The organism is Bacillus sp. es.036, from assembly GCF_002563635.1.
Taxonomy (GTDB): domain Bacteria; phylum Bacillota; class Bacilli; order Bacillales; family Guptibacillaceae; genus Guptibacillus.
Genome location: NZ_PDIZ01000001.1, coordinates 931,399 through 944,663, shown reverse-complemented (window position 1 = coordinate 944,663; position 13,265 = coordinate 931,399). Strand labels below are relative to the sequence as shown.

Here is a 13,265-nt window from a genome sequence, read left to right as displayed (position 1 = left end):
CTGTTCATCACTGAACAGCTCTTTTTAATGTTCTTTTAATGCTCTTTTAATGCTCTTTTAATGCTCGTTAGGATGTACAAAAATTAAATGCTTTTTTCCTTCACCTTCAATAGCGTATTGTTCAAACCCACATTTCCCTAAAAACAAACTCCACTCATTCTGCTCTAAGGGAATGCCAGCAAAAACAACCTCTCTTCTTTCACCTACTATACACTGAATAACTTCATGACCGACTCCCTTTTTTCGCTGAACAGGATCGACAACGATCGTACCTAACCAAAACTTTTGATTTGATGGAGCCTGATCAAGAACGGCTGTAATGGCTACAGGGGCTTCATCTTTAAACCAAAGCCTAAATTCACATCCCATTCCTTCATAAGCTTGTATATAGGTAAATATATCTTCTGCGATTGGCATCCGCCCAAATTCTTCTTCAAGCCAATCTTTATCTTCCATTGTCCATTCTATTAGGAGGTTTGCAAACCTTTCCTTGCTTGTCGAAGTTACAGATTTCATTTTGTTGAAGGAGTTCTTAAATAGAAGTTTTGATCAAGCGCTGGTTGGATGTACTCTTTTTGAACCTGTGAATGAAACAGTGGAGTACCGACAAAGATGGTGTTTTTATCTAACAAATCAATTTCCTTATTATCCACTGTAGTACAAATGCCTCCCGCTTCCTCAATTAACATTTTACCAGCCGCAAAATCCCAAGGGGCGAGCCGTAAGGAGACATACCCATCAAGACGCCCCGCTGCTACGAAAGCCATCTCAATTGCAGCACTACCATAAGACCGGGTGCCTCTTATTTTTTTAAGAAGAGGTGAGAATGTGCGCGGATCGATACGATGATTCTCCGTGACCCACGTTGCATTGATAGCTAATAGGGATTCTGAAAGATTCGTCGACTGCAATGGTTTTACTTGTTTATCATTAAGGTATAGACCTGAGCCCTTTTTACAATGATACAGCTCGTCTTTTGTTACATCATAAATAAAAGCAAGTTTCCCTACTCCATCTTCGTATATCCCGATCGATATAGCGAAATTGGTTTGTTGATGAACAAAATTCATCGTTCCATCAATCGGATCAAGAAACCAAATAACCCCATCTAAATCATCTATTTTATCTCCAAATCCTTCTTCTCCCATAATGCGATGATTTGGATATGTATCTTTTATTTTCTGAATAAAAAATTTCTCAGTTTGCTTATCAATGTCCGTAACGAGATCGTTCGGATTGCTTTTTGACTCAATGTTAAAAGATGTTGTGAAGGAAGACATGATTTCTTCTCCCGCTTCTTTAATCCATTTAATGGTATCATCATATACGCGATTCCAATTCGTCTGCTGTGTCATGGTTCGATCTCCTTTTACCTTATATTTCATGCTAGTTCTTATTATGACAGGAAAAGAAGAAAAAACGAACCTTTTTGCAAGGTTCGTTTTGCTACGCTTCTAATCTAACCATTTCTTTACGAAGTTCTTCAAGCTTCACTTTACATCTCGCCATTTCATCTTGATCACTAGCCGTCATTGCATCGTGTAGCGTTGCCAGCTCATAGTCAATCTCCATTCTCAATACCGGAATCCGCTTCTCTGCTTCGTTTCTTTGTAATGACTGAATCACTTGTTTCATGGTAACCTACACCCCTTTTCTTCGATTAAGCAGTCATAGTTATCAGAGAAACCTTATAAGACGGAATATTCTGATATTTCTGCTTTGATTACTATATCTTATGCCTTCCCTGCTCACTATGCAACCTCTTTATTTGTTACTATTTTTCCTCTTTTGCTTCTTTTTCAAACCTATCCTTACACATCAATCGTCAGTTTTCATATAAATTGCAGTTCTATGTTACTATAAATGTATAAAATTTTGTCGTAATGGAGGATATTATGTCATTTAACGGATTTACTCAACACGATTTTAACGCCTTCCAAATCGAAGGACTTGATGCAAGAATGGAAGCCATTCAAGAACGAATACAGCCAAAGTTTCAGGCGATCAGCGACGACGTGAAAAGTGATCTAGAAATGCTTGCTGGTAATGAAATGCACCTTCACATTGCACGTCATGCACGAAGAACAAAGAACCCACCAGTTGATACATGGATGGCATTTTCTCACAATAAACGCGGATACAAAATGCACCCTCACTTTCAAATTGGCCTATTTGATGATCATGTTTTTGTATGGCTCGCTTACATTTATGAGCTGCCAGGAAAGCCACAAATGGCTACGTTACTTTTAGATCATATGGATAAGCTTAAAGAAGACGTTCCGGCATCTTATTGGATTTCGACTGATCATACAAAGAAAAAAGCAAGTCAACCTCTTAAAGATGTTGAACTTGATAAGGTTCTAACCCGCTTCCGCGATGTAAAAAAAGGGGAATTTCTCATTGGACGTCATTTTACGAGCGATGATCCACTTTTGCAAGACGGGGAACAATTTATTCAAGAGGTTAAAAAAACGTTTGAAACGCTCATGCCGTTTTATCACCTTTCACTTCAACCGACAACATAAAAACCAGGGGTTTCCCCCTGGTTTTTATGTTGTCATTTTTACTCGATCACGTTCTGTTTGCTTCGCTTCTTTGACAACGTGATAAGTTGAAAAGCCCGTCTCTTTATCAAACTGTTTAAAGATTTGTTTTTCCTCCGATTTAGAAGGAACAACATCTTTAAATTCATGATAGCTACTAATTAATTCACCCTTATGAACACCCTGACCATAGGCTTTCTCAATCAATTCAAAAAAATTAACTACTTTAATTACTTCGTCTTTGCTCCAATCAATGGAAATAGGATATTGGACTTCCATTTTCTAACCCCTCTCTAAAGTTGCCATTTCATTCGAATCTCTTTTGCTTCTTGATCAATCCGTACAAATAACTCGTGTACGGAAGGAACATCATGAATCGCACCCATCACCTGTCCTGCCCACGCAAAACCTTCTTCATCTTTTCCTTCATATATAAACTTCCTGTTCGCTTCACCGCTTATGTATTCTTTCAGCAGGTCATATCCACCATTACTTGCTTCAATTTCAGTAATTCGTTCAGCAAATACATTTCGGATTACTCTTGCAGGCGCACCAAGGCTTCGTTTAATAATCAATGTATCCGTCTCGGATCCCTGTAACAAACGTTGTTTGTAAGCATCATGAGCGTGTGTACACTCTTTCGTAGCAATAAATCTTGTTCCCATTTCAATTCCTTCAGCGCCAAGTGCGAGAGAGGCCATTAATCCCCGCCCATCTCCTATACCGCCTGATGCAATAACGGGAATTGAAACTGCATCAACTACTTGAGGAACGAGAACCATTGTCCCAGTATCTTCCTTTCCGAGATGTCCACCACCTTCTTGACCTACAACCATGACGGCTGTTGCACCTAGCTCTTCTGCCTTAATGGCCTGTCGCTTCCCAGCTGTTAAAACAAGGACTTTCACGTTTGTCCCTCTCACCATATCAAAAACAGGCTTAGGATTACCACCTGTAACCGAAATGATTTCTACTCCTTCTTGGATAGCAGTTTCAAGCATGTGTTCAAATGGCCTCCCGTGCTGGCCAATTGCAAAATTGACTCCGAATGGTTGATCGGTAAGACTTCTTGTAAGGTATATTTCCTTTTTCAGCTGTGTTTCTGAGTCCATAGACATTGCTGTGAGCTGACCTAGCCCACCTGCGTTGCTAACCGCAGAAGCTAACTCGTGATAGGCAAGGTAGGCAAGTCCTCCCTGAACAATTGGTTTCTTTATACCTAATAACTCCGTAAGTCGCGTCTTCCATTTCATCATTTATCCTCTCCTTCCCATCATTCATTTCGAGAATAAGAGAGGATCTCCTTTTTTGGAACTATAAAAGAGACCTAGCATCTAAATAAAACTTGCAAAATAGTACTTATGTGATTATACTCAGTTTGTTTAAGGATAAAAAAGGTCGAAGTGACGGAACAATGAAGCTTTTTCCATTCGCGACAGCTTATTCAAGATCAAATTCTCATTCCCCAATTGTTGGTGGAATGCTATCTGTACTAAAGTATAAATAAAGAGGTGCTTGATTTGCAACAAAACGAAACACCATTATTCACTGGTTTAGTTAACCACGCAAATAAAAACCCCATTCAATTTCATATTCCTGGTCATAAAAAAGGAAATGGAATGGATCCTGAATTTCGTGCATTTATCGGAGATAATGCACTTTCGATTGACTTAATTAATATTCAGCCCCTTGATGATCTTCATCATCCGCATGGCATGATTAAAAAAGCACAGGACCTTGCAGCAGAAGCTTTTGGTGCCGATTCCACATTCTTCTCTGTTCAAGGTACAAGTGGCGCAATCATGACAATGGTTATGACCGTATGTTCTCCTGGTGACAAAATTATCGTGCCAAGAAACGTCCATAAATCGGTCATGTCTGCCATCATCTTTTCAGGTGCCACGCCAGTATTCATTCACCCTGAAATTGATCCTAAGCTCGGCATTTCTCATGGCATCACTCCGGTCGCAGTAAAGAAAGCGCTCAAACAGCACCCTGATGCTAAAGGCGTTCTCGTCATTAACCCTACTTATTTTGGGATTTCTGCGAATTTAGAAGAAATTGTTTCAATTTCTCATGAATATGACGTTCCCGTTTTAGTTGATGAAGCACATGGTGTTCACATTCATTTTCATGATCGCTTGCCAGTTTCAGCCATGCAGGCAGGTGCAGATATGGCCGCAACTAGCGTTCATAAACTCGGTGGATCAATGACACAAAGCTCTGTGCTAAATGTAAAAGAAGGCCTAATCTCTGCTAAGCGCGTACAAACCATTATCAGCATGCTCACAACAACTTCTACTTCTTATATTCTCCTTGCTTCTCTTGATGTTGCAAGAAAGAGACTCGTGATGGATGGGTACGAATTAATCGAAAACGCGATACAACTAGCAGACCGAGCACGGAATCAAATCAATGATATCTCACCACTCTATTGTGTTGGGAATGAAATTCTTGGAACGAATGCCACTTACGACTATGATCCAACAAAACTAATTATCTCTGTCCACGATCTAGGGATTACAGGCTATGAAGCAGAAGTATGGTTACGAAAAGAGGCAAATCTGGAAGTGGAGCTTTCCGATTTGTATAACTTGCTTTGTATTGTCACACCAGGTGATAATGAGGAATCCGTTAATGCCCTCGTATACGCCTTAAAAGATATGGTAGAAGCTTTTAAAGAGTCGGATGGTACAGTTACTGAAAAGTTTGACGTTCATGCTCCAGATATACCGACACTAGCCGTTTCTCCAAGGGATGCATTTTATTCTGAAACGGAAATCATTCCATTTACTGAGTCAGCGGGGCGCGTCATCGCTGAATTCGTTATGGTTTATCCACCAGGCATTCCAATCTTTATTCCTGGTGAAATCATTACGGAAGAAAACTTGAATTATATTGTGGAAAATATTGAAGCTGGTCTTCCTGTTCAAGGACCTGAAGATGATGAATTAAACGATATCCGTGTGATTAAAGAATACAAAGCAATTAAATAAGAGGCGGCCCTAGGGCCGCCTCTTTGTCTTATCAAAATTATTTTTTATCTTTTTTATTGCATTCCGGGCATCTGCTATAAAGTGTGCTTACCTTCTCTTCATGAACGTGATCAATCGTTTTTTCGCAAGTTTGGCAAATGATAATACCCATCCTCAACACCCCTTAAGTTAGTTTTGAAAACGCTTCCGTTTCGCTTAATTCCATAATAGTGTGTCACAATTGTTTTGTCAACACTATATTGTATATCACATTATATTCTTTTTACGCTATTATGTGTTCTAAACTACTAATTGTCAGAAAACATTTTTGGTTGTAAACTAATGGAGATGAAGAAAGGAGGATTTGATGCCACAAAGCGCCTACCTCACTCCCGTAACAGACGAGGATCTGTCACTCATTCATGTTAAAGAACTGCTCACTTATTACATGAACATTACTTCGAAAACTGGAGAACAGCTTTCCTGGTCGTATGGTGACTTTGCTTTTCCTTATACACTTGTTGAAAATGCTAACTCTGATGAATGGTTTTATTTAAAGGGTAAAAATGATGCTTACCGTACAATTGTCATTGGACTTGTTGAGAAAAAGATCCAGATTGTTCTACCCGATCAATCGACTCATGGTGATAAAGCAAAAGCAAATGAACTATGTAAATTTCTTGCTACAAAACTAAAAGCAGATCTCATCCTTTTTAATGGTCGGAAAATGCGATATGCAAAAAAATAAACAGCCATTTGGCTGTTTATTTTTTAACTAATTCGATTTGTTCTGGATTGATGAGATCATAATCTTTATCTCTTAATCCGGACACAATGTCACTCATGGCCGCAGCTGTCCAATCACGGTCATGCATAAGCAAGTTTGCTCCATTTTGTAGAAGTGGTGAATTGACCATAATGTCAGCTAGTGCAGCTTTATTTTGATATTCTTTTACCCAATCATATCCATACGTCCAATTCATCACAAGCATGCCTTCTTCTTTAGCTAGTGACTTAGAATAATCAGTGTTTGATCCGAATGGCGCTCTAAAAAACTTCGGCTTCTCACCAATCACTTCTTCAATCATCTCATTTAATTTCAAAATCTCTTCCCTTTGCTCATCCTCAGATAAAGATTTCAAATCAGCATGCGTCATCGTATGATTACCAATTGCAAAGCCCATCTCATGTATTTCCTTTAATCTAGCCTTTTCTTCATCAGTATCAATAAAATGACCATTCACAAAGAAAATCGCAGGAGCGTCAAGTTCTTTAAGTGTCTTTGCCATTTCAACTGCATTTTTATCTGGTGCATCATCGATCGTAAGAAGCACTGCTTCAGCTGGAGCATCATTTATTGGTTCAAATCCCCAAAATGCTTCATTTAAGCGATACTCAGGCTCTGTCTCTTCAGCAGTGGCCTCTTCTTCCTCTTTCTTCTCCTCTTGGTCACTTGCCTCTTTTGAATCTGCTTCTTCTTCAGAAGAGTCTTGGCTCGCTTCTTGCTCATTTGACGCCTGTTCACTGTTACTAGCTTCGTTTTTTGATGCATCGGTATTTGGTTCGGATCCTGCATTTGTTGAGCAAGCTGCTACAAAAACCAGTAGTGCTAACATCATCCATTTTAACGTATTTGTCATTTCTCTCTCTCCTTATGTAGTCTCCCTTCATCATAAACCAATTATGGAGCTGGTGAAAGAGAAGAATGTCACATTTAACCAACAAATCCCTTTTCATTATCCTACAATTCTGACTACCTCTCTGACATGGTATTTCCCTTTACAACGTTGATTTCAACAAATATACTAGACAACGTGGCAAATTTCGCGATCCGTTACAAAGCCTGTTAATAATAGGAAATAGGGTGCTTGCTGCATAGTTTTGGTAACGACAGGTGAAATTGAGTACACATGCATTTTATTTCTGATTTATTAAAAAAGCTTTTCGGATGAAAGTACAGTTAATTATTCAGAAAGGTGATGATGAAATTTGAATAAGCTTACAGCAGTCTTTATAATCTCTGTAGTGTTATCTCTTCTCTTTATTTCTTGGGGAACCATTTCTCCAGAGTCTTTAGATGCAATGACTTCTTCACTTCAAAGCTTTCTTCAGGTGAAGTTTGGATGGTTTTATTTATTAGCAGCGTCAGGCTTTCTAATTTTTGCGATCTATCTTATTTTTTCGAAGTACGGCAGACTTCGACTTGGAAAAGAAACGGATGTACCGGAGTATAATCTCATTACATGGTTTGCGATGTTATTCTCAGCTGGAATGGGAATTGGACTTGTATTCTGGGGCGTTGCAGAACCAATGTTCCATTATTACGATCCACCTGCTGGCGCAGCTTCTCAGTCAGATGAAGCTGCACGACTTGCGTTTCAGTATAGTTTCTTCCATTGGGGGCTACACCCTTGGGCGATTTATACCACCGTTGCGTTAGCACTAGCATTCTTTAAGTTTAGAAAAGGAGCACCAGGTCTTATTAGTGCTATTTTTTATCCGATTCTTGGAGAGCGAGTAAATGGACCTATTGGTAAAATAATTGACGTTATCGCTGTTATTGCGACCGTATTTGGTGTCGCTACTTCACTCGGATTCGGAGCTTCACAAATCGGTGGAGGAATCTCTTATTTAACAGGGGTCGAAAATTCATTTACAACACAGTTAATTATTATTTTAGTTGTAACGGTCCTCTATATGATTTCCGCATCAACTGGAATTTCGAGAGGAATTAAATATTTAAGTAATACAAACATTGTCCTTGCGATTTTACTTATGTTCTTCCTACTCTTTGCAGGACCAACAAACTTTATTATGGATCTGTTTACATCAACTCTTGGTTCATATATTCAAAATTTGCCTAGCATGAGTCTTCGTATGAGACCATTTGAAGGGTCATCATGGATCCAAAGCTGGACAATCTTCTACTGGGCATGGTGGATTGCATGGGCGCCATTTGTAGGAACATTTATCGCTCGTGTATCAAAAGGTAGAACGATTCGAGAATTTGTTCTTGGTGTTCTTTTAGTGCCAACGATCTTTGGTGGATTATGGTTCTCTGTGTTTGGAGGTTCAGCTATTTCTCTTGATATGGCCGGAACAGGTATTTACGACATTATTAACAACCAGGGTATGGAAGTTGCACTATTCGCTGTACTAGAGCAATATCCACTTGGTACATTTATGTCGATCATTGCGATATTACTAATCAGTACCTTCTTTATTACATCGGCTGACTCAGCAACATTTGTTCTTGGGATGCAAACGACGAATGGAAGTATGAATCCTTCAACCAAAGTGAAATTAACTTGGGGTGTGATTCAGTCATCAGCTGCTGCAGTTCTTCTTTGGTCAGGTGGCCTCGGTGCCCTGCAAACTGCGTCTATCATAGCCGCTTTTCCGTTTGCTATTATCATAATCGGTATGATAATCTCTCTATTAAAAGCTTTTAAACAAGAAAAAATACCGCCAAGACCACCTAAAAAAGATGAGTCAAAATAATAAAAGCGCACTACCCAATTGGGTAGTGCGCTTTTGTATAGACTACAACTCATATGATTAAGATGTAGAAATAATTAATGACTAATGCAATAGTTGTAGAGAAAGAAATGAGAAAAAGAAGCTCCTTCCTTCTCGTCACCATTTGTATTGAAATCGTACAAACCAGATAGAGAAAAACGAGAAACAATACAATTTTAAATCCAATTGGATCTCGTGGAGAATGATGAATGATTTGAAAAAAAGCAAACCAGATCATGAACTGAAAGCAAAGCACTTTTCAATACATTCCACTCCACCTCCACTAGAAGCAATCATCCTATTAATATGTATGTCCTCTTATCGCTAAAAATGGCTCCTCTCCCTCATTCAATTCTAAAACAAGTTTCGCTCATCAAAAAAACTTCGGAGACACTAAGTCTCCGAAGTTTTTAATAAGAAATTAACCAATATGAATTGGAGTACCTAGAGCTACTTCAGCAGCTTCCATAGTAATTTCTCCAAGTGTTGGGTGAGCATGGATTGTAAGCGCAATGTCTTCAGCTGTCATACCAGCTTCGATTGCAAGACCAAGCTCAGCAATCATATCAGAAGCGTTAGGACCAGCAATTTGAGCACCGATCACTAGGCCATCTTCTTTACGAGTGATAAGCTTCATAAATCCTTCACTGTCGTTAAGAGACAATGCACGTCCGTTAGCGCCGAATGGGAATTTAGATGCCTTCACTTCAAATCCTTGATCTTTTGCTTCTTGTTCAGTGTAACCAACTGAAGCGAGTTCTGGGTCAGAGAAAACAACCGCTGGGATTGCAAGATAGTCAATCACAGAGTTTTCACCGCCGATTACTTCTGCAGCTACTTTACCTTCATAAGAAGCTTTATGAGCAAGCGCAGGACCTTCTACGATATCACCAATTGCATAGATGTTATCGAAGTTTGTACGACACTGCTTGTCGATCTTCACAAGCCCTTTGTCCGTCATTTCAACGCCAAGTTCTTCAAGACCGATTTCATTTGTATTTGGCTTACGGCCAACTGTAACTAGAACATAATCAGCGTCAAACGTCTTCGTTTCACCTTTGATTTCTGCTGTTACTGTTACGCCGTCTTCTGTTTCTTCAACGCCTTGGGCAAGAGCTTGAGTAATGATTTCTACATTACCTTTCTTCTTAAGACGACGAGAAACAAGAGAGCTCATTTGTTTTTCGAATCCAGGTAGGATCTGTTTCGTACCTTCAAGGATTGTTACTTCAGTACCGAAGTTTGCATACACAGTACCAAGTTCGATTCCAATGTATCCGCCGCCGATAACAACCATTTTCTTAGGAACTTCGTTAAGTGCAAGTGCACCAGTTGACGAAATCACGCGCTTGCTCCATTTGAAGCTTGGAAGTTCGATTGGGCGAGATCCTGTTGCGATGATGCAGTTGTTGAATGTATACGTTTGAGAATTCTTTTCGTCCATGATACGAACTGTGTTCTTATCGACGAAATAAACTTCACCACTGATAACATCAACTTTATTTGATTTCATAAGTCCTGCTACGCCGCCAGTAAGCTTATCAACAACAGAAGACTTCCACTCCTGTACTTTTTTCATGTCGACGCTCACATTCTCAGCTGTGATTCCGATATCATCGGAGTGCTTTGCAGACTCATATTTATGAGATGCGTTGATCATTGCTTTTGAAGGAATACAACCAACGTTTAAGCAAACTCCGCCTAGAGTTCCTTTGTCAGCAATGGCAACTTTCTGACCAAGCTGTGCTGCGCGAATTGCAGCCACATATCCACCTGGTCCAGCTCCTACTACAAGTGTGTCTAATTCGATTGGAAAATCTCCTACTACCATATTATTACGCCTCCATCATTAAGAGTTGTGGATCGTTCAACAGACGCTTGATGTGATTAAGAGCAAGTTGTGCTGTTACGCCATCAATAAGTCTGTGGTCGTAGCTGATCGATAGAGCAAGAACAGGTGCAGCAACGATTTCTCCGTCGATAACAACTGGCTTCTCCTCAATACGACCAATACCAAGAATAGCAGCATCTGGATTGTTGATGATTGGAGTGAACCATTGACCACCAGCAGAACCCAGGTTAGAAATAGTACATGTGCTACCTTTCATATCGTCCCCTGATAGTTTACCATCGCGAGCTTTTTTAGCCAACTCATTAATTTCAGATGAAACGTTAAGAAGTGGCTTGCGGTCTGCTTCTTTTACGACAGGAACAACTAATCCAGCGTCAGTGTTAGCAGCGATACCAATGTTGTAATAATGCTTGTGTACGATTTCTTCTGTGGAATCATCGATTGATGCATTCAACATAGGGAATTCGCGAAGTGCAGAAACAAGAGCTTTCACAACGTATGGAAGGTAAGTTAGCTTCACATCTTTGTCTGCAGCATATTGTTTGAACTTCTTACGGTGAGCAACAAGATCTGTTACAACAACTTCATCCATATGAGTTACGTGTGGAGCAGTATGCTTCGAGTTAACCATTGCTTTCGCAATTGCTTTACGCATACCTTTCATCTTCTCACGAGTTTCCGGCTGTGCGGATGCTTGTGGTTGAGCTGATGTAGTAGCCGTTTCTTGCTTCGCTTCAGCTTTTTCTTCTGACGCTGCTGGAGCTTCAGAAGCTGTTTCGCCTCCACCATTCAAGTGAGTGTCGATGTCTTCTTTTACGACGCGACCATTTTTACCTGAACCAGATACTTTGGAAATGCTTACGCCGTTTTCACGAGCATATTTACGTACTGCTGGCATAGCAATAACGCGTTTTGTTGGATCCGTTTCTTCTTCATCTTCAGGAAGTGGTTTTGATCCAGCACTATCTTCTTTTGCTTCAGATTTTGCTTCTGCTTTAGGAGCTTCTTCTTCAGCTTGAGGCTGTTCAGCTGCAGGTTCTTCCTCAGCATCTTCATAACCTTCTGCGTCAAAAGTAATCACTACGTCTCCAACGATTACAGTTGCGCCTTCTTCAGCGTGAACTTCTTTAACTGTTCCGTCTACTGGGGAAGGAATTTCAACAACAGCTTTGTCGTTTTGTACTTCTGCAAGAATATCGTCTTCTTTAACTTCATCTCCGGATTTAACAAACCATTTTACGATTTCGCCTTCATGGATACCTTCACCGATATCCGGCATCTTAAATTGAAATGCCACGGGACTTCGCCTCCTAATTGTAGAAAAATTTTGCTCATATAAGATCTGAAGCGAAGCGCGGATCGCAGCTTCACTTCATGTTTTTTTATAAAGAGTTAATTAGAAATTAACAACTTGAGTTGCTTTTTCGATAATATCAGTATGATCAGGAAGCCATACATCTTCAGCTGCAGAGAATGCAAACACTGTATCAGGTGCAGTTACACGAAGCACTGGAGCTTCTAGGCTAAGAATTGCGCGGTCGTTAATTTCAGCTACAACGTTAGCTGCAATTCCTGCTTGCTTTTGAGCTTCTTGTACAACGATTGCACGGTTGGTTTTTTCAACAGATGCAATGATTGTATCGATATCGAGCGGGCTAACCGTACGAAGGTCGATTACTTCTGCGCTAATGTCGTTCTTCTCAAGCTCTTCAGCAGCTTTAAGAGAAGCCTGAACCATCGCACCGTAAGTTACGATTGTAATGTCAGTACCTTCACGTTTTACTTCAGCTTTACCAATTTCAATTGTGTATTCTTCTTCAGGAACTTCCTGACGGAAAGAACGATAAAGTTTCATGTGCTCAAGGAAAATAACTGGATCGTTATCACGGATCGCAGAAATTAGAAGTCCTTTTGCATCATAAGGGTTTGAAGGGATTACGACTTTAAGTCCTGGCTGTTGCGCCATTAATCCTTCAAGGCTATCCGCATGAAGCTCAGGAGTTTTAACGCCGCCACCAAATGGTGAGCGTACCGTAATCGGCGCGTGGAAAGAGCCGCCTGAACGGTAACGAAGACGTGCCATTTGACCGGAAATAGCATCCATTACTTCGTATACGAAACCAAAGAACTGAACCTCTGGTACTGGACGGAATCCAGTAAGTGCAAGTCCGATAGACATACCACCGATACCTGATTCAGCAAGCGGAGTATCGAACACGCGATCTTCGCCAAATTCCTTTTGAAGTCCTTCTGTCGCACGGAAAACGCCGCCGTTTTGACCTACGTCTTCACCAAACACGAGTACGTTCTCGTCATTTTTCAACTCCGTACGCATCGCATCAGTGATTGCTTGAATCATTGTCATTTGCGCCATAG

14 protein-coding genes are annotated in these 13,265 nt (G+C 40.2%); 4 read left to right on the top strand and 10 right to left on the bottom strand.

Annotated elements, in window-relative coordinates:
- Positions 1-57 precede the first annotated feature (57 nt).
- The 3 genes from ATG70_RS04895 to ATG70_RS04885 form a co-directional block, all read right to left on the bottom strand.
- On the bottom strand, positions 58-456 hold the full coding sequence (locus ATG70_RS04895) for a GNAT family N-acetyltransferase (RefSeq protein ID WP_098443242.1): 399 nt from the start codon (positions 454-456) through the stop codon (positions 58-60).
- Between the two features lie 56 nt (positions 457-512).
- Positions 513-1,355, bottom strand: a complete 843-nt coding sequence (locus ATG70_RS04890; protein ID WP_098443241.1) for an inositol monophosphatase family protein — start codon at positions 1,353-1,355, stop codon at positions 513-515.
- Positions 1,356-1,446: 91 nt separating this feature from the next.
- Positions 1,447-1,635, bottom strand: a complete 189-nt coding sequence (locus ATG70_RS04885; RefSeq protein ID WP_098443240.1) for a hypothetical protein — start codon at positions 1,633-1,635, stop codon at positions 1,447-1,449.
- Between the two features lie 260 nt (positions 1,636-1,895).
- Between ATG70_RS04885 and ATG70_RS04880 the strand changes: the two genes are divergently transcribed.
- Positions 1,896-2,525, top strand: a complete 630-nt coding sequence (locus ATG70_RS04880) for a YktB family protein (protein WP_098443239.1) — start codon at positions 1,896-1,898, stop codon at positions 2,523-2,525.
- A gap of 24 nt (positions 2,526-2,549) precedes the next feature.
- On the opposite strand, the gene ATG70_RS04875 is transcribed toward ATG70_RS04880, so the two are convergent.
- Both ATG70_RS04875 and ATG70_RS04870 read right to left on the bottom strand, forming a co-directional pair.
- Entirely contained in the window at positions 2,550-2,822 is a 273-nt protein-coding gene (locus tag ATG70_RS04875) for a UPF0223 family protein (RefSeq protein ID WP_098443238.1), read from the bottom strand.
- 14 nt (positions 2,823-2,836) lie between these two features.
- A complete protein-coding gene (locus ATG70_RS04870; protein WP_098445719.1) occupies positions 2,837-3,796 on the bottom strand; it encodes an NAD(P)H-dependent flavin oxidoreductase in 960 nt (319 codons plus the stop codon).
- Between the two features lie 267 nt (positions 3,797-4,063).
- On the opposite strand from ATG70_RS04870, the gene ATG70_RS04865 reads away from it, so the two are divergent.
- The gene (locus ATG70_RS04865; RefSeq protein ID WP_098443237.1) at positions 4,064-5,539 is read left to right on the top strand and encodes an aminotransferase class I/II-fold pyridoxal phosphate-dependent enzyme; all 1,476 of its coding nucleotides are present in this window, start codon (positions 4,064-4,066) and stop codon (positions 5,537-5,539) included.
- A 37-nt stretch (positions 5,540-5,576) separates the two neighbouring features.
- On the opposite strand, the gene ATG70_RS04860 is transcribed toward ATG70_RS04865, so the two are convergent.
- A complete protein-coding gene (locus tag ATG70_RS04860; RefSeq protein ID WP_098443236.1) occupies positions 5,577-5,690 on the bottom strand; it encodes a GapA-binding peptide SR1P in 114 nt (37 codons plus the stop codon).
- Positions 5,691-5,885: 195 nt separating this feature from the next.
- Here ATG70_RS04860 and ATG70_RS04855 point away from each other — a divergent pair, with 195 nt between their 5' ends.
- Positions 5,886-6,266: a DUF1885 family protein gene (locus tag ATG70_RS04855; RefSeq protein ID WP_098443235.1), complete on the top strand. Its 381-nt coding sequence runs from the start codon at positions 5,886-5,888 to the stop codon at positions 6,264-6,266.
- Positions 6,267-6,282: 16 nt separating this feature from the next.
- Here the strand turns inward: ATG70_RS04855 and ATG70_RS04850 are convergent, their stop codons facing one another.
- Positions 6,283-7,158 carry a polysaccharide deacetylase family protein gene (locus ATG70_RS04850; protein WP_098443234.1) on the bottom strand — a complete coding sequence of 292 codons (876 nt, stop codon included), beginning with the start codon at positions 7,156-7,158 and terminating at the stop codon, positions 6,283-6,285.
- A 349-nt stretch (positions 7,159-7,507) separates the two neighbouring features.
- Between ATG70_RS04850 and ATG70_RS04845 the strand changes: the two genes are divergently transcribed.
- Positions 7,508-9,019 carry a glycine betaine uptake BCCT transporter gene (locus tag ATG70_RS04845; RefSeq protein WP_098443233.1) on the top strand — a complete coding sequence of 504 codons (1,512 nt, stop codon included), beginning with the start codon at positions 7,508-7,510 and terminating at the stop codon, positions 9,017-9,019.
- A 439-nt stretch (positions 9,020-9,458) separates the two neighbouring features.
- Here ATG70_RS04845 and lpdA read toward each other — a convergent pair whose 3' ends face one another.
- The 3 genes from lpdA to ATG70_RS04825 all read right to left on the bottom strand — a co-directional run bounded on the left by lpdA (position 9,459) and on the right by ATG70_RS04825 (position 13,263).
- Positions 9,459-10,868 (bottom strand): dihydrolipoyl dehydrogenase, encoded by a 1,410-nt coding sequence (gene lpdA, locus ATG70_RS04835; RefSeq protein WP_098443231.1) that lies wholly within the window; start codon positions 10,866-10,868, stop codon positions 9,459-9,461.
- Between the two features lie 4 nt (positions 10,869-10,872).
- Positions 10,873-12,186 carry a dihydrolipoamide acetyltransferase family protein gene (locus ATG70_RS04830; protein WP_098443230.1) on the bottom strand — a complete coding sequence of 438 codons (1,314 nt, stop codon included), beginning with the start codon at positions 12,184-12,186 and terminating at the stop codon, positions 10,873-10,875.
- 99 nt (positions 12,187-12,285) lie between these two features.
- Complete coding sequence (locus ATG70_RS04825) at positions 12,286-13,263, bottom strand: alpha-ketoacid dehydrogenase subunit beta (RefSeq protein WP_098443229.1); 978 nt, start codon at positions 13,261-13,263, stop codon at positions 12,286-12,288.
- Positions 13,264-13,265 lie beyond the last annotated feature (2 nt).

Bases quoted from the DNA above. Each gene is read 5' to 3' on its own strand.
- ATG70_RS04895 (WP_098443242.1), bottom strand. From the start codon at position 456: ATGGAAGATAAAGATTGGCTTGAAGAAGAATTTGGGCGGATGCCAATC.
- ATG70_RS04890 (WP_098443241.1), bottom strand. From the start codon at position 1,355: ATGACACAGCAGACGAATTGGAATCGCGTATATGATGATACCATTAAA.
- ATG70_RS04885 (WP_098443240.1), bottom strand. From the start codon at position 1,635: ATGAAACAAGTGATTCAGTCATTACAAAGAAACGAAGCAGAGAAGCGG.
- ATG70_RS04880 (WP_098443239.1), top strand. From the start codon at position 1,896: ATGTCATTTAACGGATTTACTCAACACGATTTTAACGCCTTCCAAATC.
- ATG70_RS04875 (WP_098443238.1), bottom strand. From the start codon at position 2,822: ATGGAAGTCCAATATCCTATTTCCATTGATTGGAGCAAAGACGAAGTA.
- ATG70_RS04870 (WP_098445719.1), bottom strand. From the start codon at position 3,796: ATGAAATGGAAGACGCGACTTACGGAGTTATTAGGTATAAAGAAACCA.
- ATG70_RS04860 (WP_098443236.1), bottom strand. From the start codon at position 5,690: ATGGGTATTATCATTTGCCAAACTTGCGAAAAAACGATTGATCACGTT.
- ATG70_RS04855 (WP_098443235.1), top strand. From the start codon at position 5,886: ATGCCACAAAGCGCCTACCTCACTCCCGTAACAGACGAGGATCTGTCA.
- ATG70_RS04850 (WP_098443234.1), bottom strand. From the start codon at position 7,158: ATGACAAATACGTTAAAATGGATGATGTTAGCACTACTGGTTTTTGTA.
- lpdA (WP_098443231.1), bottom strand. From the start codon at position 10,868: ATGGTAGTAGGAGATTTTCCAATCGAATTAGACACACTTGTAGTAGGA.
- ATG70_RS04825 (WP_098443229.1), bottom strand. From the start codon at position 13,263: ATGGCGCAAATGACAATGATTCAAGCAATCACTGATGCGATGCGTACG.